Raw genomic sequence first — 21,722 nt, 5'->3', positions numbered from 1 at the left:
CGTTGGAATAGCTTTTCTTTAAACGAAAAAAGGCAGCGAATTCGCTGCCTTCTTATTTACTCACACAGCTTCAGTTAAGCCTTAACTGTCCATGTATTCGATTAAACAGAAACCTTAGAAAGGCCCTAACTCAATCATTTGAGCAATCACAACAGAAACCAAAGCGCCTACCGACCAGAACAAGAACAGTGGTAAGAAGAAACGAACCCACTTGGTGTAAGGTACTTTTGCTATAGCCAATACCGCCAACAAGCCACCATTGGTTGGGTAAATATAGTTAGAAATACCATCACCCAATTGAGACGCCAACGCAGCAACTTGACGAGTCACTTCACCAATATCTGCCAGTGGAATGATAATTGGCATAGTAATCACCGCTTGACCACTGCCCGACGGGATAAACAGGTTGATCGCAGCTTGTGAGAAGTAGATACCTGCCGCCGCAACAAGCTTAGAGCTGCCAGAAATGATTTGTGCAAGATAGAAGATAATAGAATCAACAATCTTCGCGTCTTCCATAATGGTTAGCACTGAACGAGCAAAGAAGATGATCAGTACCGCAACCAATACATCGCTAACACCTTTGGTCCAGTACTCACAAATCTTGTTCGGAGATAAGCCCGCCACCAAACCCGGAATAATCGCCATCGCCACGAATGCACCCGCAATCTCGGTGAAGCCGAAACCCATCGTCAACGTGCCGAAGATCATGTATGCGAACACGCCCAAGAACGCGATGCCCGCAAGCTTTTCACGTGTGGTCAGTGTTTTCGCTTCAACATTTGATTCATAGTGGTAACCCGTGCCGTGTAACAAGCCTTTGGTCGGATCTTGCTTAACTTTGCGCGCGTAGTTAAGCACATACCATGCACCCGTTAACAACATGAACATACCAACAATAAAGCGGTACCACATGCCTGAATACATAGGCAGTTCAGCGATAGTGTGTGCAATACCCGTAAAGAATGGGTTAGCCAAAGCGGCCGCGAAACCGGCACAACTTGCCAGTAAAACAACGCCAAGTGCCGTAATCGCGTCATAGCCAAGCTTGATACAGATCGGGATCATCAAAGAGATGAAAATGACATCAAGTTCACGCATACCGGTGAAGGTAACGTTGAAGAAGATCGCCGTCATCATCACAGGCGCAATCACGTATAAGCCTTGCTTCTTTAGCTTAGTAGTTAGTGCAACAACGGATGCGTCTAACAGACCCATGTGTTTGATAATGCCAAAAGCACCACCCACAAATACCACAACGCCCATCACGCCAGAAGCGGATTTGAAGCCTTTAAAAAATGATTCGAAAAAAGAGGCTAATGTTGTTGGGTTGCTCGTCAATTGTGTGTAGCTGTCTGGGTCGATAACCGTGCGGCCATTCATGACCACTCGCTCGAATTCACCAGCAGGGATGAAGTAAGTTCGCGCTAATTTAGGCTGTTTCAAAAAGGCCTTTGATAGATGGTGCTCTCAAATGTACATAGTGAAGTAGTGAGAACTACTCTCTTTGCGTCCGAGCAAAATGCAGATGTTCGGCCAAGTCAGGCCAAACTGAATGAGGTCATTACAAGCAGATAAACAGAAAAAGACTGTTTGGGTAATGCGTTTTTTATCAATTACAAAGACAAGCGGCGCATACTAGCATAACGAGTCATTAATTGTCAGAAAAGTGTGAGTTTCGTCATGCTTTGGTGAGCAAAAGAAAAGCGCCCACTAATAAGTAAGGCGCTTTTCTGCAATCGAATCGAGTTACTTAGGTGCTAATTCGTAGTTTTCTTGCATCTCATGAGGGGCAATCCCGTACTCATAATCCGCTAAGTAGCCATCCTTATAGACCTTCATTCCCTTCTCATCCCAGCTCACTTTGATCATCGCCGTGTTGCCATCTTCACTGCCTAACAGCTCCAGCATTTCTGCATCAATCTTAATGGCTTTGATGGTTTTAATACGCTTAAACGGCTTAAATTCAGTGGCCGAGAATACGATGGCCGAGCGATAACGCTTAAGCTTGAGTCCAATCGCAAAGATTCTCGATTGTTGCTCAAACTGCAACATATTGATCTAGGCTCAATTGATGAGTCTCGCATTTCAGAACTTGTGCGATTCAAAGTCGAAACGCCGGTTCGCTATGAAGGTGACATTAATTATTGGCGTCAGGGCGTCGAATTTCCTGTCGATCAACTGGCATCCAATAAAGAAGTCGATATTCGAGCACGCATTACCATACCCGAGTCTCAACTCACAGCAGGAGAGTTTCACTTCAATATGGAGTGGGCAGTTGAGTGTCTATAAATTAGTAACTTAAGCTGAGTTTTTAATCAAAGAAGAAAAAGTGAGTGAGCTGGAAAGAAAATCAATGGAGTGACAAGTTCGGAATTATAAAACCGATAAAGAGAGATTCACTGGGAATTCGCTGTAGGTTAGCGCAAATTATCAAGGATGGAGTTTTTTTGAACATGTCTTTAAAACACGAAACATAATATGCGATCAGTTCATCGGACTTTCAAGGGAGTAACAAGAGAATATTTGATAACACTGAAGTCAATCACACATGTGCTAATTCTCAGTTGGTTAATCTATCCGATGTTTGCTACGTTTAAATGACACAGTCATTGGAAAGGTATGATTTATGAAAATAAATGTTCAAACACATCATGTATCAATTAACGACGAGTCACGCAAAGACATCGAAGGTAAATTCGAGAAGATATCTAACCATTTCCCATCACTGATCAGTTGCGACATCATCATTACTAAAGAACACGGTCAACATCAGGTTGAAGTATTCACCAACTACGAAGGTGTACGAGTAACAGCAAAATCGACAGACGATGTTATGTACCCAGCTATCGCTGCAGCACTTAAGAAACTTGAAGCGGGCCTAAGTAACCGTAAGGGACAATTGAAAGCCGACCTACACGAGAAACCAACAAGCACGAAGCCAGAGATTGCTTCGGACATCATCCAAGAGATGAAATTGGTATAAATCGATAAGTAGTTAAAGCGAAATAACGAATAGAAACTTATTAAGAATTTCAAAGCCAGCATACGTTGCTGGCTTTTTCGATCTTAAAGCCAAGCAAACCTTCGCTTCTTTACCGTCCCTCGAATTCAGCTCAACCCCACATCATTATTAACGCCCTTAAGTTCTTAGCAGCTATAACAATCACTTGTCGGATTTGATACAGTTATAAGCAGAAATTTAGACCACAACGGAATGTTTATTATGAAGAAAATCGCGTTGATACTTTTCCTTGCTACTCAATTAATGGCTTGTACCGAGGTTGGCAGTGAAGCTTGGTGTGCGGATATGAAAGAAAAGCCTAAAGGTGACTGGACGGCTAATGAAGCGGGCGATTTTGCTAAACACTGTATTTTCTAATCACGTTAGCTTCTAATTCTACATTGGGCTGAATTAATACGCTCTGTGTAAAACAATCCATGGAATAAGTGAGTTTTAATGGAACACCAACTAGACAACAACTGGAAGCACATCGAATGGGTATTAACCGACGTCGATGACACGCTCACTTGGCAAGGTTCACTCCCTCCAGAAACCCTGATTGTGTTACAAAAGCTGAGAGACAATGGAATCAAAGTGGTCGCTGTAACGGGAGCCTGTGCTGGTTGGTGTGACCATATTGCGCAGCTCTGGCCTGTCGATGCCGTGCTTGGAGAAAACGGCGCCTTCTTACTAGAGAAGCAAGATGATGCATTACAACTCTCATCTGAAACACCGCTAGAACAAGTGCGTAAGAACCAAGCTAAGCTAAAACAAGAAGTTGAAGCGATCTTGTTGAGTTACCCCGACCTATCGCTAACTTTGGATCAATCTTACCGCTTGTGTGAGGTCGCGATTGATATCGGCCAAAACCGTAAGCCTGTTGATCCTGAAACTGTTCAAGCGGTACTCGAAAGAATACACGCTTTAGGCGCACACGCGACGGCAAGTTCGATTCATATCAACGCTTGGTACGGCGAACACTCAAAGAAAAACGCCGTGCACCGTTTCCTGGCTAATAAAGGCTTATCGCTTGAGCAAATCCACAATCAAGCCTGCTATGTCGGCGATTCAATGAATGATCAGCAGATGTTCGAATCACTTCAACTTACCGTTGGCGTGGCAAACATTCAACATTATTGGGATAAGCTAGAGCACCATCCAAGCAGGGTCATGTCGCAGCCTGGTGGCTATGGGTTTGCAGAATTTGTGGATGCGCTGCTGGCAGTTAAAAACTAGACACTTAAAAGAGTCACGCCCTTCTACTTCTAACAAGGTCTCAGGCCACTCAATAGACATAAAAAAACGACCGCTAGGTAGACCGAAGTACCTAGGGTCGTTTGAGCTTCAAAATGCTAGATAAGCTCTTAACTTTGACACATCACACAAAACACGCTGCATTGCACCATATGTTTAAATAAGTTTGTTACGGATGTGGATAACCACCGCTTCTGCAACGATAACCACTGCAAAAATACTCACCAACACCATTGATACTTTTTGCCACTCAAAAAGGTTCTGCGCATCGTTTAGCACCACGCCAATACCACCAGCGCCCACTAACCCCAATACCGCAGATTCACGCACATTGATGTCCCAACGGAACAACACGATGGAGTAGAATGCGGGCATCACTTGTGGCCAATACCCTTTAAGCAAGATGCTCATCCAAGAAGCGCCGGTTGCGCGCAGAGCTTCGATAGGCCCCATGTTCACTTCGGCAATCGCTTCCGCTAACAGCTTCCCTACAAAGCCGATACTGCGAATAGCAATTGCCATAATGCCTGCGAGAACACCGGGGCCAAATAGTGCGATAAACAACAAAGCCCAAACCAATGAGTTCACAGAACGTGAAGACACCAGAAAGAATTGAGCCACCCAGTTCAACGCTTTATTAGGTGTGATATTTGGCGCGTTCAATAACGCCAACGGAATCGCAAATATCAAGGTAAACAAGGTGCCTAACGTCGCAATGTGCAGTGTTTCAATCATCGCTGCGTGGATTGATTCAGGATAGAAAGCGTAGTCCACTGGCACCATACGCTCGAACATGTCAGCAAACTGCGCTGGCGCGTCGTATAGGAACTCAGGAATCACTTCAACCGTCTGCCAAGACCAAACAATCGCACACACTAAGCTAAGGTAAACGGCAAATCGAGCCACGCGTTCGTTTGGTGTAAAGCGCTGCCACTCTTTATCGATAGATGCTGTTGTCATTAGAAGATTCTCCTAACAATGTTGGAAAGAAATTCACCCACAAGAATCAATGCGATAATGGTGATCAAAATAGCAGCGACGAAGTCGTAGTCAAAGCGTTGGAATGCCGAGAAAAGCGTACCGCCAAGGCCGCCCGCACCCACAATGCCAACCATGGTTGAGTTACGTAGATTGGAATCAAGCTGGTAGCTAGCAAAGCCAATAAAACGAGTAAATACTTGAGGCATTACCGCATACAAAATGACGCTGATAAAACTGGCACCGGTTGCTTTAATCGCTTCAACCGGTTTAAAAGATATCTCTTCAATCGCTTCTGCAAAAAGCTTGGCAATAAAACCAATCGATGCGAAGACCAAGGTCAGGATCCCAGCTAGGGCACCGAAGCCTACCGCTTTCACAAATAGGATTGCGATAATCACCGGGTGAAAAGAGCGACATAGTGCGATGAAACAACGTATTGGCGTCGATACGATTGAAGGCATCATATTTCTCGCAGCTAACAAGCCAAGAAACAATGAGATGACGATGCCGAAGAAACTCGAAATGATCGCTATCTGCAAGCTCTCCGCTAAGCCACTTAGCAGTAGATTAGTACGCGAGAAATCTGGCGGGAACATTCTTGATAGTAACCGCTCACTTTCACCAAAACCGATGACCAAACGATCAAAAGTCAGTCCTAACGTCGCAAAGCTGTAAAACAGGTAGCCAATGATTGCAGCGATGATTGCTCGGTTAGTCCATGAGGTTTTGAACGGGTTTTCATGCTTCGCTGGCGACTGGTTTGACGGCACGCTTGGCGATGAATTTGGGGTTAATCCAGCCATGACTCACCCCCGTAAATGATTTTTAGATCTTCTTCTGAGATCCCTTCAGGGCTACCGTCATAATGAACTTTACCGTTACACATGCCGATGATGCGCTTGGCATAACGCTTGGCTAAGTTCACATCGTGGATGTTAACCAACACGGGAATGTTTTTCTGTTCTGCGAATGTCTCCATCAACTCCATGATCTCAACCGCGGTTTTCGGGTCGAGTGATGACGTCGGTTCATCCGCCAATAAGATATATGGGTCTTGCATAACGGCGCGAGCGATACCGACACGCTGTCTTTGGCCGCCCGATAAACTGTCGGCACGTTGGTTAGCAAAGTCTTGCAAGCCAACAAATTCAAGTAGCTCGAACGCTTTGGCTAAGTCTTGCGCAGAGTAGTTACGACGCCATGCATTCCAAGCGGTCATGTAACCCAAACGGCCACTCAACACGTTCTCGATAACCGTTAAACGTTCCACGAGGTTATATTCTTGAAACACCATGCCGATATGTCGACGCTGTTTACGTAGCGCTTGGCCTTTTAATTGAGTCAGGTCTGCGCCATCAAATATGATCTCACCTTGACTTGGATCGTTGAGTCGGTTGATACAGCGCAGAAGCGTACTTTTACCGGTACCAGATGGACCAATGATCGCGATGATACCTGGCTCATCGATATCAATATTAATACCTTTAAGGATTGGCTTGCCTGCCACGTATTCGTGGAAAAGGTTGTTTATCTTTATTCCTTCATAGCTTGCTACGGCCATACTGCATTTCCTTGTGCGAATTTTAGAATGATCTATGCCCTACCCGCGAGGGCATAGATTTTTAGTTAAGGTAGGTGTTTTTAAAGGGCTAAGTCTTTCTAAAACTTAGCCTTCCAACAGAGTGAAGAACTAGCCGTTGTTTGCTTGTTTTGCTAGCTCAGCGGCTTTTTTCTTTGCGCGTTTAGCCGCATCTTTTTCAGCTAACTTTTTCAGACCAGTTTTGGTGTAAGCCGTACCTGTCGCATGAGCGATATCACGAATCACATCCCACTCTTCTTTGTAGCTGATTGGCGAGAAGCGGTCTGCACCTTTGAACGATGCGCTCATTTCTGGTGTAAAGCGGTAGCTAAAGAAAGCCTCGTTGATCTTCTCAACTAGCTCTGGTTTTAGGTTGTAAGCATAGCCAAACGCAGACGTTGGGAAGCGTGGGCTGCGGTAGATGATCTTCAGTTCAGAATCGTCAACACGACCTGCTGCTACCATACGATCGTACACGTCCGATGCCACAGGTGCTGCGTCATAATCTCCATTGAAGACACCTAGAATCGATTGGTCATGCTTACCTGAGTAAAGCACCTTGTAATCTTCATCTGGCACTAGGCCTTTCGCTGGGAATAACGCACGTGGAGCTAGGTTGCCAGAGTTGGAAGATGCAGAAGTGTGTGCAACCTTTTTGCCTTTCAGATCAGACATTTTGTTAATGCCGCTGTCCTTACGCACAATCGTGATTAGGTTGTAGCCTTGGAAACCAGACTCATCGCCCTTCACCGCAATTGGAACGTAACCTGCTAAGTTAACTGCGTAGCCTGTTGGGCCCGTAGAGAAACCTGCAACGTGCAGTCGACCAGAACGCATCGCTTCTACTTGCGCAGAGTTCGAGTGAACTGTGTAGTAAATCACTCGCTTACCCGTGATTTTACTTAGGTGAGCTTGGAAATCCGCAAACGCATCTTTGTACAACGCAGGGTCTTCTACTGGCGTGTAGGTAAATACAAGCGTACTTGGGTCGTTCCACTCATCTGGGTTCTTTGGTGAGTCGGCCACCAAATCTTGGTTTTCATCACAGTATCGATCGTCTAACACACCACGGCTAGAGCAGTCGCTTGCCATAGCCATTGAAGGAAGCAGTAATGAGCTAGCGATTAACAGTCCTTTAACACTGATTTTCATATTCAAACCTTACTTTTACTTATTGTTGAAAGTCACCTTAGCTACTGCAGCCTTCGTGCCATATTTTTATTTACTAAATTTCAACAACTTACAAACAACCTCAAACTAACCAAGATCTTTTGAGTCATAAGTGTCCAACTCAAAACCCATCATTTGGGTCATTTTTGTCCCACCAATTTCAGTGGTAAAAAAAGAGCCCGAAGGCTCTTTGGTTCACTGCTTTTTCTCTTGTTATTCTTTGGCTAAGCGCTCTCTATACAAACGCTATAATTAGCGACGTAACAGCGCTCTCAGAATCGCCTATGCGTCACTGTCCATGCAGTTAGCGTAATAAGTTACCGTTGCAGGCCAATCGCTGAATACACCCATTACACCAACATCTTGTGCCAGCACATCAAGCATTTTCATCATATCGCCATCATTGTTGATGCCGTCTTTCACGCTCTTGTAGTACCAACCACCGCCTTGCGCTAGCGGGCCAGAACGTTCCAGTGTCCATGCGATAATGTCGAGGTCCGCATCCTTAGCCAGTTTCGCGTAGTTAGACGCCACTAATTCGTTGTTCTTATCAAGTTCAACCAAAGCAAACAGAGGTGGTGCGATGATATTCACGCCCGCATCGTGTAGCTCTTTCATGTTTTCAACAGACGCAACAAAGTCCGCTTGTTCGTAAACACGGTCATCAAGATAAACCGCTTGTTTGCCGAACTTCGGTGCTGCTTTGATCCAGTACTTCACATCATCCAAGTTGAATGACTGTAGGTAAGTCTCAGAAGGCTTGAAACCCGCTTCTTTCAGTTCATCCACCAACTTCTGCGCATACATCTCTTGGCTAAATCCATTGAAAGGCATATCTACCGCTGCTGATTTCAATTCAGGAGTGACCCTCACGCCGTGCTCTTTAAACAGTGCTGCACTTTCTGCGTGTGTCATCAGTGTCCCACTTTGACTGTAAAGATCGGTTCTCCAACCTGGAGTCCCGTTCATGTACTCTTCAACCGTGGTGGCTTTTGGGTTCGCGCCGTCCATTTTACCTTTGAGCGTCTTAAACTCAGCCAGCGTGAAATCAGAAGTACGGCACTCAACCTGTGCATCTTCGCCTGTCGCGGGGTTTGCTGGTGTAAACGGGGTTGAGCACTTCTTCGCAAGATCTGGGTGTGCTAATACATCGGTCGTCGTGTGTAGATCACTTTGCGAGTGACGGCATACCAACGCCTTATCTTTGGTGAAAGTGACATCACATTCGACAACGCCTGCGCCCATTTGAATCGCCGCTAAATAAGATTCCTTAGTGTGCTCAGGAAACTGCATCGCAGCTCCGCGATGCCCAATAGAAAAATCACTACGATGAAAAGGTCCTTCGCTGCAACTCAACAGCTTAGTTTTCAAAGGGCTCTCATCCATATTGTTGACTAAAAAGAGGGGACGAGGTCCTAAGTTTGCTGGTTCTGCAGCGGCCCATGCCGTTATTGAACTCATGCCTAATATCAGAGCAATCGAACCTTTCAGTATTTGCTTCATGTTTGTATCTCCTTGCAACAAGCAATTATTTTTCTAATGTCCTTTATTCGATCATTCGGTGTTGGATAGCTGTCATATATAGATAGCTGTCATATGTTTTTTGACTCAACATCGAATAACCTCATGTGGGCTGACGCCACAATGTAGGGATTGCACGCTTTATGCCAGATGTTAAAGCTCTTTTATTACAATCACTTGAAACAGTTAGCCATTCGACTAAAAACCAAATGGGTCATTGTTGTCTTGTGCTTTTTCTTTTGGTTTTGGTTTTCCATTTAACAAACACCTGAACGAATTAGGCTTTGAAACTCTCTTTATCTAATTGGTGTTTCTTCATTTTTCGATAAAGGGTTTTACGCGGTAAATTCAGCTTACTTGATACCTCGTTAATGTTACCTGCGCTTTCTATTAGCGCCTCCGTCAGTACATTCCTTTCGTACTGCTCCATCTGCTTTTCAAAAGCGAAATCTTCTCCGGACGCTTCACAAATTGGCGATTGAAGATCGAAGCCATCACCGACGATACCCAACACAAATCGATCAGCGACATTGCGTAATTCACGCACGTTACCCGGCCATTCATGCCGACATAGTTGCTGAATCTGCTCAGGGTAAATCGTTGATGGGCGTGTCTTGTATTTGTGGCTCGCTTGAATCACAAAGTGACGGAACAACACCTGAATGTCTTCTTTCCGTTGGCGCAGTGCCGGAAGGTTTAAGCTCGCAATGTTCAAGCGATAAAAGAGATCGGCTCTGAATTCCCCAGACTCACTCAAGCTCACAAGATCGGCTTTACTGGCTGCGACCACGACGATGTCGACAGGTATCAACTCATTACCACCAACACGCTCAATCATTCGCTCTTGAATCACGCGCAGCAGTTTTATTTGTACCGCAATCGGCATGCTCTCAATTTCATCGAGAAACAGAGTGCCGCCATTGGCTTGTTCTATTTTGCCAATACGCTTCTTGTTCGCGCTAGTAAACGAACCCGCTTCATGGCCAAACAACTCACTCTCAATAATGCTCTCTGTCATACCACCACAGTTAATCGCGACAAATGGCTTAGTCTTACGACGACTGAATTGATGCAGAGCTTGAGCTATCACCTCTTTGCCCGTTCCCGTTTCTCCGTTGATGATGGTATCGACACCGGTATGCGCTAAAGCGAGCACTTGCTTACGTATCGTATCCATCGCTTTTGATTGGCCAATAACCACGGATTCAATCGGTAAATCCTCTTGCCCATCGCCATCCGAGGTTGACGGGCAACTGTGCTGACATTGGGTAATCGCCAAATCAAGCTTCTCCACCAGCTCACTCGAATTAAGCGGTTTTTCTAGGAAGTCAAAAGCGCCCAACTTCATCGCTTCGATCGCCATTGGGATATCGCCATGGCCACTCATCAATAAAACGGGCACATTCGGGGCACGGTGTTGGATTGAGCTCAACAACGTCAAACCGTCCACTTTCGGCATGCGCACGTCACACAACACAACCGACTGACTGTTCGCTTTAAGCGACTTTAGGCCAAGGTTGGGATCAGTGAAGGTGGTGACACTAAACCCTTCTAGCTCTAACATTTCGCTCACGGCTTCGACGACATCTATTTCATCGTCGATAAGAACTATGTGTTTTTCTGAAATCATGAACCTGTGCCTTTTGGTAGAGTGACGATAAAGGTGGTGCCTTGGTGTTCAACCGATTCCACGTGAATCGAGCCGCCAAAATCTTTTATTATGTTGTATGCGATAGACAAGCCGAGCCCGAGCCCCTTACCTGTTGTTTTGCTGGAATAAAATGGGTCAAACAAATACGGGATATCTTCTTCAGGTATGCCCAGTCCGTTGTCCTTAACCAAAATCTGAGTGGTGTTCGAAAGCACTTGCGTAGCAATACTAAGTTGAGGCTGCTCTTTATGCTCAATGGCATCCAGAGCATTGCTGATGAGGTTCACCAGCACTTGTTCCAAGCGTATGCTGTTGGCTCGAACCATCTGGTAGCTTTGGGACGAATATTGAATCGATACTGGGCTCTGTCTGGTTTCAAACAGATCAATCGCATCACCAATCACCTTATCTAGTTCCACATTATCAATCTTGCCGTCGCTCTTACGTGAGAATGCTTTTAAGTGACGAGTTATCGCAGCCACCTTTTCTAGCAGGACTTCGATCTTTTTAAGATTCTCTTGTGCTCTGTCTGGTCTATTTTTACCGAGCCAAAGCTGAGCACTTCGAACGTGGCTATTCACAGCCGTCAGAGGTTGATTGATCTCGTGCGTTATCCCAACACTGAGTTGCCCCAATGCAGCCAGTTTTCCGGCTTGGATCAACTCATCTTGAGTCACTCGTAGTTTGGCTTCGGCTAGGGTTCGCTCTTCCACTTCAGCTTCTAATTTTCGGTTGGTTTTCTTAACGACTTTGGCCGTGGTTTGGAATACCTTTAGGTACTTGGCCATTTGCGTCACTTCGTCTTTGCCACGAATGGACACTTCGGTATCTAAATGGCCGGTAGAAATCGCAAACATGTTGTCTTTAAGCTGTAAAAGCCTTTCCAAAATGCTCTTACGCACATAGAACCATGAAATAGCAGCGGCAGCCAATACGCTAAATAGAGAAAGGAAGAGAGAGAGACGCTGGTTAGATTGCAAAGATTGCTGTGCCTGCTGAATCGATTGGTCAATATTGCTATTCACCTTGCTGGTGTTGCTTTCGATCTGCACGGTTAATTGGTTCAAATGCTCGCGGCTGTTTTGCAGGAAGTATTGCTCTTGATAAAGATGATCGAGCGCTTTGTTTTTCATCCCATACAAGCTGCTATCGCTTGAGGCAAGGTTATAAATCACCGTGAGTTGATGATCTAATTCAGGAAAATCACTTCTTAAATCACCACTGACCCAGAGCTTCCACCACTCTTCCCCTACCTGCTCTAATCGCAAACTGGTGTAATCGAGCTCATTAAAGCTGGAGTCGTTATACAGCTTTTCGACCAAGCCTAATTGGTAATAAAGCAGAGACTTGAGCTGTGTGTACTGGATTTGATCTTTGGCAGACTCAGGTAGGCTATCAAGTGAATCACTGGCCTGTTGCAGTAGCGGGTAAAAACCTTCGAGCAAATTACGAAGTTCTTGGTTGAGCTGTTCTGACTCAATTTCACTTTGATACAACAAGCTAAGGCTGTTATTAACTTGGGCGATAAGATCTTTAAAATAGGAGTGATAGTCCGGGAACTGAACCATAACGCTATTCATAACGGAAATAGCGTCTTCGATTTTTAGCATCGCCTGCTTGCGCTCTAAATTCGATTCAGCGTCACTAAGCTGAGAAGACGTTGTAATAATCACTCGCACCATATCATCAAGGCGTGCGGCATTATCTAAGGCCGGGATTTCACTCTCCTTTAGCTCAACAAGACGTTGGTTTAAATCATCGAAGGTAAAGCTAGAGACAACCGAGAGGAAGATAGTGGTCATCGATAGCATGGCTAACGCAAGTACCAAGCGCAGCTCAATACCTTTCCAACCAAACCACTTACGACGTGGAATCTTGATCGAGAACGGGCGCTCGAAACTATCCTTATTTTCTACAACCTCGGAGAAATGACTACTCACTCGCCCCACCTTCTTCTCATCAAATAATCAACAGGAACTGTCAATGATTCAATCAGTTAGGGTGTGAGCCTTACTTGGGCTTGCATCGAATAGCTTTAGTTAAACTATTAAATGAAGAGTAATCATTAACATTTCACATAAGATATCATAACAATTATTTTATAAAGCTTGAGCTGTCTGTTTTGCGATAATAGAAAGTGACCGCACCGACAGAAACGTGATTACTTTATCAATACGCCCGTAAATCATACGAATAGCACGCTCAATCAAGCAGTAAAAACCTTTGATTATTTAATAAGTTAAGGACTATAGATCTAAAAAATCGCACAAGCTTTCACTCATGCGATTTCATTTATGTCATGCCCATCGACTAACCCGAAGCTCAACGAACTTAGAGAATAATCATCCCATCGCGATAAGTCAGAGCAGGAGAAACGTCTTGGCCAAGTAAGACTGGGCCATCAAGGTCGACAATTTCAGATTGAACGGCGATAGGCAAAGCTGCACGCATCGCCAAAGAAGTTCCGAGCATACAACCAGACATCAACGTAAATCCTAGCCTTTGGGCTTCTTCTGCAAGAACCAATGCTTCAGTCAAACCGCCCGTTTTATCGAGTTTGATGTTGACCATTTCATACTTACCCAACAGCGATGAGAGCTGTGAAGTGGTATGACAGCTTTCATCAGCACACAGTGGGATCGGGTGATTGATGTGTGCCAGTGACGCATCGTGCTGCTGTGGAAGAGGTTGTTCGATCATCGCAATATCAAACTCTGTTAGTTGATTAAACAACTCTTCGAGATTCAGCCCCGTCCACGCTTCATTAGCATCCAGTACAATCTGAACATCTGCCGCAGCTTCTCGTACCGCGCGAACACGCTCTACCACTTGCTCTCCATCAAGCTTCACTTTTAAGAGTTTCGCTCCATTTGCGACATAGTCTCGAGTCTGAATCGCCATCGCTTCTGGCGTACCAATCGAGACGGTCATGGCTGTCACGATTTGATTCGGTAACTCAAACAGGCTATTTGGGAAGACCTGGTCATGTTGTTTGGCTTCAAGCTCCCAAAGCGCACAATCGACCGCATTTCGCGCTGCCCCTCCGGTCAATAAAGACTGAAGATGATCTCTTAGCTCTGCCGGATCGGTAACACCTCGCTCAAACATACCTTCAAGTGCGCTAGACGCTTGTTGGATTTGCGCTAACACAGACTCCGATGACTCGCCGTATCGTGGGTAAGGGGTGCACTCTCCCTGAGCTTGTTTGCCATCATGTTCAATGTAGACACGAACAACGTGACACTCGGTTCGGCTGCCACGAGAGATGCGAAAAGGCGTTTGCATCGCGATAGTAATGGGTTCTGCTGTAATCTTCATAATTTCACTCGGTTGATGTTCGCTTTAACAAATGGAAACGTAGAAATGATGAAGTCGTTAAAGTGAATGTCGCAAATGATCAGTAATGTGTTGTACACCAAAACGCACAGGGTCCGTCACGGGCACTTGATAGAGTGTGGTCCATTCTTGGCATAATGTCTCAGCGTCTTCAATGCTAATTGCCGAAGTGTTCAAGCAGATACCAACCAATTTCACATCTGGATTCGTCAGTCGTGCCGCTTGTAAGTTGGCTTCAATCGTCTGTTCTATGCTTGGCAATTGAGCATGAGGAAGGTTACGAATATGTGGTCGCCCGACTTCATGGCACAACACCAAAGCATCGGCTTGTGCGCCATGTAATAACCCCAAACTCACGCCTGCAAACGAAGGGTTGAACAAAGAACCCTGCCCTTCAATGATGTCCCACTCGTGGTCGGTAAAATCGGGGCTAATCGCTTCAACCGCGCCGGAAATAAAATCCGCAACCACCGCATCAATCGAAATTCCGCTGCCTTCAATCAAAATACCGGTCTGCCCTGTCGCTTTAAACTGAGCAGATGTTCCCGCTTGTTTAAGCGACTTTTCAATCGCTAATGCCGAGAACATTTTGCCTACTGAGCAATCAGTTCCGACAGTAAGCAGGCGCTTACCTTGACGAAGCTTACCGTTACCAACATTAAGAACACCGTCAAAATGGCGTACATCATGAAGCTTAGTCAATCCTTGTTGCTGCATGTCAGCAAGCGGTGAAAATTCACTCAATCGTTGGTGCATGCCAGATGCAATCTCATATCCCATTTCTGCAGCGGCCATAATGGTTGACTGCCAAGAATCAGGAATAACACCACCCGGATTTGCGGTACCAATCACTAGCGTCTTCGCGCCCTGCGCTTGCGCCTCTTGCAGGGTCATATCCGTTAAGCCCAGTGAAACGGTATCACCCGTTAAACGCAGTTGACCTAGGCAGATTTCTGGTCGCCATTGATGAATACCGCGAGCTGTTTTTGCGGCGAGTGGGTCAGTAACATCCCCAAGAAAAAGAAGGTAAGGTTGAGCGATAGACATGAGTGTTCCTAATTAATAAATCCTTGTATGGATTTACTTTAATTAGGAATTAGATAGCTGCCGAATACCTATTTATGGCGAGCCTATAACCTTAAGTTATAGGGTGAGTATAGATCTTCAATGAAGCGATAAATTGCTTAACGGAAATTGACTGAGGGGTGTGCTCTGCGCAAAGCATCGATACCGAGAATTGAATATCTGGTTGAAGTGGCAACACACAAACCGCATCGTCATTTTGATACTGATCTGCCGTCCACGGGTCAACAATCGCAAATCCTGCTTGGTGCTTCACCAGTTCCGCCGCAGCGCTATACCCACGTACAGATATCGGGTGGTGATAATGCTCATCGCGTGCAATAAGGCTTTGATGTAACAGGAGGCCTAATGGATCGCGGCTATCAAGCCCGATGATTGGGAGCGGATAATTGATAAGCTCATCTAGCGTTAATTCTGCCGGTAACTGCTCAACCGTATTGGATGGAACCAAAACCTTGAGCGATTCGGTTAATAGCGTTTCACTTAATATCGCAGGCGGTGCTTCATCGCCAAACGCGATAGCAATATCAAGCTCATGCTTTAACAACCCAGCACACAGTTCATCACGGTTTGCTGTCAGCAACTCAAAAGAGAGCTCTTGTTCGCGAGACATTTGAGCAATCACTTGCGTCAGCAACTTGGTCGCCAGAATCGGTGGCGCACCAATACGTAAATGCTGATGGCCTTGCTTAACTTTGTTGGTCAAAGATCGAAACTGACCCAGTTGCTGATACACTTTTTCTGCTTCAGGTAACAAGGTTTGGGCCTCTACCGTTGGCACTAATCGCCCTTTAACACGTTCGAATAAACCAAACCCAAGTTGTTGCTCAGTGTGCGCCAGAATACGAGTCACATTAGGTTGCGACACATGTAGATTACGTGCGGCTCCAGATACGGTTCCGGTTTGCATGATGGCGTAAAAGACTTCCAACTGTCTTAAGTTCACATTGATGTCCTTATGGTTCGCGAAACAAATCTAGGGGTTGGCTTTTCTTGTATTAGCTAAGCTGGTTAACGGTCTATCTGTTTAATTAGCTGTCTATTTTTCTATTTATTTGCGTGAGTCTACTTTAGTAGCTCAGCTATCGCAGGTTGAAGCACCTCAGCCCAAACTTGATAAGCCTTGGCATTCAAATGCAAATCATCACATGAGTACTCATTCGACAAAAGCTGATTAGGTGACAATACAGAATTCACATCTAAGAATGCAATGCCTTGCTGAGAACAGTACTCGCTTATCTTGCTATTGAGCAGTTCAACCGAAGGATTCAAACCTTGCAGTTTAGAGCCAACATAAAGCGTTGATTGCACCAAGATTCGAATATCGTTTTCTTGCCACACCTTAAGCATATCAATGTAATTCTGGTAGATATGTTCAACATCATACCCCTGAGCTAAATCGTTTATCCCTGCCATAAAACATACAAGCTTTGGTTTCACATTCAACGTGGTATCAATACGGCGCAACATACCAGTTGTGGTGTCACCCGCTAAGCCGCGATTGACCATCGAGACATCGCGGAAAATATCCGCCCACGGGGCCCATTCGGTGATCGAATCACCAAACATGACTAGGTCTGCACTTGGGGAAAAATGGCGATGGTTATCTGATGTCATGATGTAACGACTCATACTGTGGCCTCGTTGCTGAATCTCAGACTGAAGAGCGACTGCCTTGAGGATCTCGCTATCTGGCGTGGCGCTATCAAATTGAGCTAGCAATCCTTCGATATGAGGCTTAAAAGGGCTAAGACGAGTACTCAGTTGATGATGTTCTTTAAGGGAAGATAACCTCTCTAGTAATGCATACAAAGAGCGGTTTTGACCAACTTCTTGGAATAACTGATAGAGATCGAGGACAGAGTGTTGCTGTAGCGCGGCAAGTAATTGCTTGTCTTCCATGGTGTTATCTAACCCTTCAATTATCTGATGATGAACTCAAGATAATATCCGATTGCGTACGGGATAGATAACACTAGAAGCAGAGAATTACTTTTCTTTGATTAGCAGATGGTTACGGTTATCACGGCTTTTCTTAATCAGTTCGTTGCTCTCATCCATTTCATCAGATTTAGCAAGACGATCGTAAAGCAGCACATTCACTGTCGCTGCCAAGTTCATGCAGCCAACTGTTGGTACGTACACAACATGATCGGCTCTGTCGGCGACATCTTGAGAAATAGAGCCGTCTTCAGGGCCAAAGATATAAATGGCATTTTCTGGGTGTTTAAAACGCGGTAGTGGTGTTGCACCTTCTGCGAGTTCTACGCAAACGATCTTAGTTTCTGGATCAAGATTGTCTAAAAACGACTCAACACCAGTCAACGGGATAGTACGCGCAGCACTCTTAGTATCGGTGTGGAATTTTGCGGCTTTTTCGTAGCGTTGCCCTGTGTATTTAACTTCGTCGACTTGGTAACAACCAGCCGCACGCATAACAGCACCAACGTTTGTCGGGCTCTTTGGGTTAGTTAAACCAATAGTCACATGGCTTTTGTTCATGAATCTTTCTCACTTAACGAATAGACATAGCAGGGTGCTACAAAGCGTCGCATTCTAACAAAGCAGCGTCGAATTCAAAAGCATCGATACAAACTCACTTTTTCGCGCTTAAGCCTCTAGTTGCAAGGCTTCTCACCCCAAAAACCTAACCGTCATCATATTTATAAAACAAAAACACTCTAGGATAACAATTAAACAACAAGCCCATTTACATTTTGAAACCACATTAATAATGTGTTGAAAATTGCATGAGACAATCACACAGGAAGCGTGACATGACCCTAACCATCAAAAACCGCCTTTATATTCTCTCTTTTATTCCACTGCTACTGATGGCAATTGGGATGATGAGCGTGACGTATATGAAGAGCACCGAGCTAACCGCACAACAAGTAGAATCGACGCGTAGCAATATGATGGCGATGAAAGAAAAGGAACTTAAAGCGTATCTGCAAATGGCTCAATCTTCTATTAGCCCGTTCTTGGAAAGAGGTGCAACATTAGAAGAAGCCTTACCGACATTAAGAACTCTCGAATATGGCGAGTCTGGCTACATCTTTGGCTACGACTCTAAAGGCATTCGAGTAGTTGTTGGGCAAAATAACGATGGCATTGGTAAAAACTACTACGACCTGCAAGACAAAAAAGGCAACTACCTGATTCGTGACTTGATCAAGAACTCAAAGCTTGGTGAGTTCACCACCTACTACTTTCCAAAACTTGGTCAATCAGAAGCTCTACCGAAACTGAGCTACTCGATATTCGTTCCCCAGTGGGACTTGATGCTAGGCACAGGTTTTTATACTGACGACATCGATGCTGTAATCGCAGAGATGAAAGAGAGCTCGAATGTCGCGTTACAAAGCTCATTGACGGCGATCGCTATATTCTGTGGTTTGATTGCCCTAGTAGTTGCTGCGTTTGCCGTTGCCGTCAACCGCACAATCATGCGACCACTCGAGCAGTTTGATCGTTCAATCAGCGCATTCGCGAGTGGCGAAGCCGATTTAACCGCTCGAATGGAAACATTTAAAGCGCCTGAGTTCACTAAGCTCAGCGAGAACTTCAACGCCTTCGTGGCAAGCCTTCAAACCATCATTCGCAGCGTAAGCGATGTCGGTCAGCAAGTCGTAGCCGAGACATCTAGCATGTCTTCTCGCGCTGCGCAGGTCGACGAGATTGCTACTGGGCAACGTGAAGAGACTGAACAAGTTGCAACGGCGATGACTGAAATGACCACAACGGCGCAAGAGATCTCGAGCAACGCTAGCCAAGCGGCGGATTCCGCTAAACTTGCAGAGGGCAATGCCAAAGAAGCGCAACAGATAGTAAACGCCGCTGCAGATTCGGTGGCAGGCCTAGCGAGCGAAGTATCAGAAGCCAACACTGTCGTGTCTCGTTTAGAAGGTGATGTGCAGAATATCTCCTCTTCGTTGGCGGTCATCCAAGACATTGCCGAGCAAACTAACCTACTCGCGTTGAATGCCGCGATTGAAGCTGCACGTGCAGGCGAACAAGGTCGTGGGTTTGCTGTGGTTGCCGATGAGGTTCGTAAACTGGCAAGCCGTACTCAAGAAAGCACTGGCGACATTCACAAGATGATTGAGCAACTTAAAGCTGCCTCAGATGCTGCTGTGAAAGCGATGGATTCAAGTCAAAACCGAAGTGCGCAAACCGTGGAAGAAGCGAATGCCGCAGCCAAAGCACTGGCGAAGATCCAAGCGTCGATTGATACTATCATGGACATGAACTCGCTTATTGCGACAGCCACTGAACAGCAAAATATTGTAGGACAAGAAATATCTCAACGCATCGTGGTGATTTCTGACCAAAGCTCACAATCGGCAGAACTCGCGAATCAAAACCGTACAGGTAGCCAAAACCTCAACAGTCGTGCAAATGAGCTGTATCACTTGGTGGATCGCTTCACCGTCTAATACATTTTCGGTCTAGTAAGCCGTAATCAAACGATAATTAATCCTAAAACACGTCGGGCTTCAGAATCTCTATTCTGAAGCCCGTTTTTATCGGTGGAGGTTTTAAGCCATACACTAATCCAATTGCTCAGACAGGAAGTCCACCAGCAAGCGAACCTTTGAAGATAAGTTGCGGTTCTGAGGATAAAGCGCCCATATCCCTTCTTTGTCGTCTCGATAATCGGATAGTACTTCTACCAACTCTCCCGACTCTAGATCTTCACTCACGTAATATTCTGGCAGTTGAACCAAGCCAATGCTCTGTTTAGCGGCGTCCAATAAGGCTAGTCCACTGTTACACCTAATTCGCCCATTAACACGAACTGAGCGAGGGCGTCTATTTTCTTTGAAACGCCAATGTTCAAATCCACCGACTAAACATTGGTGATTATTTAATTCTGATAATGTATGCGGCTCGCCATAACGTTCAATATATTCAGGGCTTGCACATACATAAAGTTGGCGTTGAGACAGCCTCTTTGCCACAAGGCTTGAATCTTCCAAGCGGCCAAGACGAATCGCAACATCAACACCCGAATCGATAAGATCGAGCTTTTGATTGGTCAGCATCAGCTCAAGCTCTACTTGCGGGTGAAGCTTTAAGAATTGATGCAGTATTGGGGCGAGTTGGCGCTCACCATAAGTCACAGGCGCGGTGACTTTCAGTAAGCCTTTGGGTGTGGATTGCATCTGCGTGACCGCAAGCTCAGCAATTTCTAAACCTTCGACCAACAACTTACATTGTTGGTAATAGAGTTGCCCAGCCTCTGTAAGAGACACCTTTCGAGTCGTTCGATTGAGCAGTTTCACTGCGAGTCGTTCTTCGAGGTTTGCTACTCTACGACTGATTTGAGCCACCGACGTAGCGAGCTTCTGCGCCGCACCAGTAAAGCTTTCACGCTCTGCCACTGCAACAAACTCACTTACCCCTTCCCAATTGGCCATGCCTTTACCTTATGCTGAACTTTGGTTACCCATACAGTGTATTGAAGTTAGATATCAGTGTCACCTTGCTTGATATGCGCTGTGCATTAATCTTCGGCACCTATAGTCATTCCCTTACAGAACCATATTTTTGTCCTAACATTAACCTCATCCCCTATTGCTAGGGTGAGAATCTCTAAAACACTGGTACAACAAAGTAAGGTATCCCTTTGAAGAAGTTAATCATACTTGCATCAACTCTTGTACTCAGCACCACTGCGTTTGCAGCAACTAAAACAACAATTCAAGAAACAACGCTAAAATCTGATACATTTGTTACTGAAGCGGAAGCATACGATGCAGGCACCAACCTTATGGATGAGTTAAGCGCAAAAACACCTTTTGAGCTTTCAAGAGAACTGCCACAGTTCCAACAGACAACCAAATACGATTCGTTCAAGATTGATGACGCGAATATGGAAGTGAAGAAAATCACTAACATGAGCGGTGACATTCATTACCAAGCGAACGTAAAAGTGGACTACCGTTACACATACAAAGACGGTCGCAGCAGCTAACACCGAATGATTGATCAGGTCTAAAAACTGATCACCTAGTCAAAAGACTGATCACCTAGTCAAAAAGAAAGCCCGCACTCATAGAGTGCGGGCTTTTTTGTCGTTCACCGCTGATTAATGGGACTCAATACGAGCAACCATTATCAGCTCATATTCGTCTGTC

General features: G+C 45.3%; 19 protein-coding genes and 2 pseudogenes. 6 read left to right on the top strand and 15 right to left on the bottom strand.

Annotated features, from left to right (window positions below; genetic code table 11):
* Positions 1-114: 114 nt before the first annotated feature.
* Both AB6E54_RS17520 and AB6E54_RS17515 read right to left on the bottom strand, forming a co-directional pair.
* Positions 115-1,422: pseudogene (locus tag AB6E54_RS17520) on the bottom strand (YfcC family protein); the annotation flags it as partial.
* A 327-nt stretch (positions 1,423-1,749) separates the two neighbouring features.
* Positions 1,750-1,977, bottom strand: a pseudogene (locus AB6E54_RS17515) (hypothetical protein); the annotation flags it as partial.
* A gap of 57 nt (positions 1,978-2,034) precedes the next feature.
* Here AB6E54_RS17515 and AB6E54_RS17510 point away from each other — a divergent pair.
* The 4 genes from AB6E54_RS17510 (at position 2,035) to AB6E54_RS17495 (ending at position 4,240) form a co-directional block, all read left to right on the top strand.
* The gene (locus tag AB6E54_RS17510; protein WP_229648214.1) at positions 2,035-2,292 is read left to right on the top strand and encodes a hypothetical protein; all 258 of its coding nucleotides are present in this window, start codon (positions 2,035-2,037) and stop codon (positions 2,290-2,292) included.
* 337 nt (positions 2,293-2,629) lie between these two features.
* Positions 2,630-2,986, top strand: a complete 357-nt coding sequence (gene hpf, locus AB6E54_RS17505; RefSeq protein WP_017061680.1) for a ribosome hibernation-promoting factor, HPF/YfiA family — start codon at positions 2,630-2,632, stop codon at positions 2,984-2,986.
* A 240-nt stretch (positions 2,987-3,226) separates the two neighbouring features.
* Entirely contained in the window at positions 3,227-3,382 is a 156-nt protein-coding gene (locus AB6E54_RS17500) for a DUF3012 domain-containing protein (RefSeq protein ID WP_017061679.1), read from the top strand.
* 78 nt (positions 3,383-3,460) lie between these two features.
* A complete protein-coding gene (locus AB6E54_RS17495) occupies positions 3,461-4,240 on the top strand; it encodes an HAD-IIB family hydrolase (RefSeq protein ID WP_372106790.1) in 780 nt (259 codons plus the stop codon).
* Positions 4,241-4,414: 174 nt separating this feature from the next.
* Here AB6E54_RS17495 and phnE (AB6E54_RS17490) read toward each other — a convergent pair whose 3' ends face one another.
* The 12 genes from phnE (AB6E54_RS17490) to AB6E54_RS17435 form a co-directional block, all read right to left on the bottom strand.
* A complete protein-coding gene (gene phnE, locus AB6E54_RS17490; RefSeq protein WP_004732994.1) occupies positions 4,415-5,218 on the bottom strand; it encodes a phosphonate ABC transporter, permease protein PhnE in 804 nt (267 codons plus the stop codon).
* Positions 5,218-6,042, bottom strand: a complete 825-nt coding sequence (gene phnE / locus AB6E54_RS17485) for a phosphonate ABC transporter, permease protein PhnE (RefSeq protein WP_102332203.1) — start codon at positions 6,040-6,042, stop codon at positions 5,218-5,220. Before phnE (AB6E54_RS17485) ends, phnE (AB6E54_RS17490) begins: the two co-directional genes overlap by 1 nt.
* Positions 6,030-6,800, bottom strand: a complete 771-nt coding sequence (gene phnC, locus AB6E54_RS17480) for a phosphonate ABC transporter ATP-binding protein (protein WP_004732991.1) — start codon at positions 6,798-6,800, stop codon at positions 6,030-6,032. The genes phnE (AB6E54_RS17485) and phnC overlap by 13 nt, the downstream gene beginning before the upstream one ends.
* A gap of 129 nt (positions 6,801-6,929) precedes the next feature.
* The gene (gene phnD, locus AB6E54_RS17475) at positions 6,930-7,970 is read right to left on the bottom strand and encodes a phosphate/phosphite/phosphonate ABC transporter substrate-binding protein (RefSeq protein WP_004732989.1); all 1,041 of its coding nucleotides are present in this window, start codon (positions 7,968-7,970) and stop codon (positions 6,930-6,932) included.
* Between the two features lie 300 nt (positions 7,971-8,270).
* Entirely contained in the window at positions 8,271-9,491 is a 1,221-nt protein-coding gene (locus AB6E54_RS17470; protein ID WP_102332204.1) for a glycerophosphodiester phosphodiesterase family protein, read from the bottom strand.
* Between the two features lie 295 nt (positions 9,492-9,786).
* Positions 9,787-11,139: a sigma-54 dependent transcriptional regulator gene (locus tag AB6E54_RS17465; RefSeq protein WP_102332205.1), complete on the bottom strand. Its 1,353-nt coding sequence runs from the start codon at positions 11,137-11,139 to the stop codon at positions 9,787-9,789.
* Positions 11,136-13,109 carry an ATP-binding protein gene (locus AB6E54_RS17460; protein WP_102332206.1) on the bottom strand — a complete coding sequence of 658 codons (1,974 nt, stop codon included), beginning with the start codon at positions 13,107-13,109 and terminating at the stop codon, positions 11,136-11,138. The genes AB6E54_RS17465 and AB6E54_RS17460 overlap by 4 nt, the downstream gene beginning before the upstream one ends.
* Positions 13,110-13,491: 382 nt before the next feature.
* Positions 13,492-14,478, bottom strand: a complete 987-nt coding sequence (gene dgcA, locus AB6E54_RS17455) for an N-acetyl-D-Glu racemase DgcA (RefSeq protein WP_102332207.1) — start codon at positions 14,476-14,478, stop codon at positions 13,492-13,494.
* 57 nt (positions 14,479-14,535) lie between these two features.
* Positions 14,536-15,543: an N-acetyltransferase DgcN gene (gene dgcN, locus AB6E54_RS17450; RefSeq protein ID WP_102332208.1), complete on the bottom strand. Its 1,008-nt coding sequence runs from the start codon at positions 15,541-15,543 to the stop codon at positions 14,536-14,538.
* A gap of 91 nt (positions 15,544-15,634) precedes the next feature.
* Entirely contained in the window at positions 15,635-16,525 is an 891-nt protein-coding gene (locus tag AB6E54_RS17445; protein WP_372106789.1) for a LysR family transcriptional regulator, read from the bottom strand.
* Positions 16,526-16,644: 119 nt separating this feature from the next.
* Positions 16,645-17,481 carry an SGNH/GDSL hydrolase family protein gene (locus tag AB6E54_RS17440; RefSeq protein ID WP_372106787.1) on the bottom strand — a complete coding sequence of 279 codons (837 nt, stop codon included), beginning with the start codon at positions 17,479-17,481 and terminating at the stop codon, positions 16,645-16,647.
* A gap of 87 nt (positions 17,482-17,568) precedes the next feature.
* On the bottom strand, positions 17,569-18,081 hold the full coding sequence (locus tag AB6E54_RS17435) for an RNA methyltransferase (protein ID WP_017061674.1): 513 nt from the start codon (positions 18,079-18,081) through the stop codon (positions 17,569-17,571).
* Between the two features lie 275 nt (positions 18,082-18,356).
* Between AB6E54_RS17435 and AB6E54_RS17430 the strand changes: the two genes are divergently transcribed.
* Positions 18,357-20,018, top strand: coding sequence for a methyl-accepting chemotaxis protein (locus AB6E54_RS17430; RefSeq protein WP_372106786.1), 1,662 nt, complete (start codon positions 18,357-18,359; stop codon positions 20,016-20,018).
* Between the two features lie 114 nt (positions 20,019-20,132).
* On the opposite strand, the gene AB6E54_RS17425 is transcribed toward AB6E54_RS17430, so the two are convergent.
* The gene (locus AB6E54_RS17425) at positions 20,133-21,002 is read right to left on the bottom strand and encodes a LysR family transcriptional regulator (RefSeq protein WP_372106784.1); all 870 of its coding nucleotides are present in this window, start codon (positions 21,000-21,002) and stop codon (positions 20,133-20,135) included.
* Positions 21,003-21,211: 209 nt separating this feature from the next.
* Here AB6E54_RS17425 and AB6E54_RS17420 point away from each other — a divergent pair, with 209 nt between their 5' ends.
* A complete protein-coding gene (locus AB6E54_RS17420; protein WP_017076504.1) occupies positions 21,212-21,559 on the top strand; it encodes a DUF3316 domain-containing protein in 348 nt (115 codons plus the stop codon).
* Positions 21,560-21,722 lie beyond the last annotated feature (163 nt).

The organism is Vibrio sp. 10N.247.311.49 (genome assembly GCF_041467655.1).
GTDB lineage: Bacteria > Pseudomonadota > Gammaproteobacteria > Enterobacterales > Vibrionaceae > Vibrio > Vibrio crassostreae_C.
This window is presented reverse-complemented; position numbering and strand designations above follow the sequence as displayed.

Excerpts from the sequence above, each read along its gene's own strand:
- hpf (WP_017061680.1), top strand. The coding sequence starts at position 2,630 with ATGAAAATAAATGTTCAAACACATCATGTATCAATTAACGACGAGTCA.
- AB6E54_RS17500 (WP_017061679.1), top strand. The coding sequence starts at position 3,227 with ATGAAGAAAATCGCGTTGATACTTTTCCTTGCTACTCAATTAATGGCT.
- AB6E54_RS17495 (WP_372106790.1), top strand. The coding sequence starts at position 3,461 with ATGGAACACCAACTAGACAACAACTGGAAGCACATCGAATGGGTATTA.
- phnE (WP_004732994.1), bottom strand. The coding sequence starts at position 5,218 with ATGACAACAGCATCTATCGATAAAGAGTGGCAGCGCTTTACACCAAAC.
- phnE (WP_102332203.1), bottom strand. The coding sequence starts at position 6,042 with ATGGCTGGATTAACCCCAAATTCATCGCCAAGCGTGCCGTCAAACCAG.
- phnC (WP_004732991.1), bottom strand. The coding sequence starts at position 6,800 with ATGGCCGTAGCAAGCTATGAAGGAATAAAGATAAACAACCTTTTCCAC.
- phnD (WP_004732989.1), bottom strand. The coding sequence starts at position 7,970 with ATGAAAATCAGTGTTAAAGGACTGTTAATCGCTAGCTCATTACTGCTT.
- AB6E54_RS17470 (WP_102332204.1), bottom strand. The coding sequence starts at position 9,491 with ATGAAGCAAATACTGAAAGGTTCGATTGCTCTGATATTAGGCATGAGT.
- AB6E54_RS17465 (WP_102332205.1), bottom strand. The coding sequence starts at position 11,139 with ATGATTTCAGAAAAACACATAGTTCTTATCGACGATGAAATAGATGTC.
- dgcA (WP_102332207.1), bottom strand. The coding sequence starts at position 14,478 with ATGAAGATTACAGCAGAACCCATTACTATCGCGATGCAAACGCCTTTT.
- dgcN (WP_102332208.1), bottom strand. The coding sequence starts at position 15,543 with ATGTCTATCGCTCAACCTTACCTTCTTTTTCTTGGGGATGTTACTGAC.
- AB6E54_RS17440 (WP_372106787.1), bottom strand. The coding sequence starts at position 17,481 with ATGGAAGACAAGCAATTACTTGCCGCGCTACAGCAACACTCTGTCCTC.
- AB6E54_RS17435 (WP_017061674.1), bottom strand. The coding sequence starts at position 18,081 with ATGAACAAAAGCCATGTGACTATTGGTTTAACTAACCCAAAGAGCCCG.
- AB6E54_RS17430 (WP_372106786.1), top strand. The coding sequence starts at position 18,357 with ATGACCCTAACCATCAAAAACCGCCTTTATATTCTCTCTTTTATTCCA.
- AB6E54_RS17425 (WP_372106784.1), bottom strand. The coding sequence starts at position 21,002 with ATGGCCAATTGGGAAGGGGTAAGTGAGTTTGTTGCAGTGGCAGAGCGT.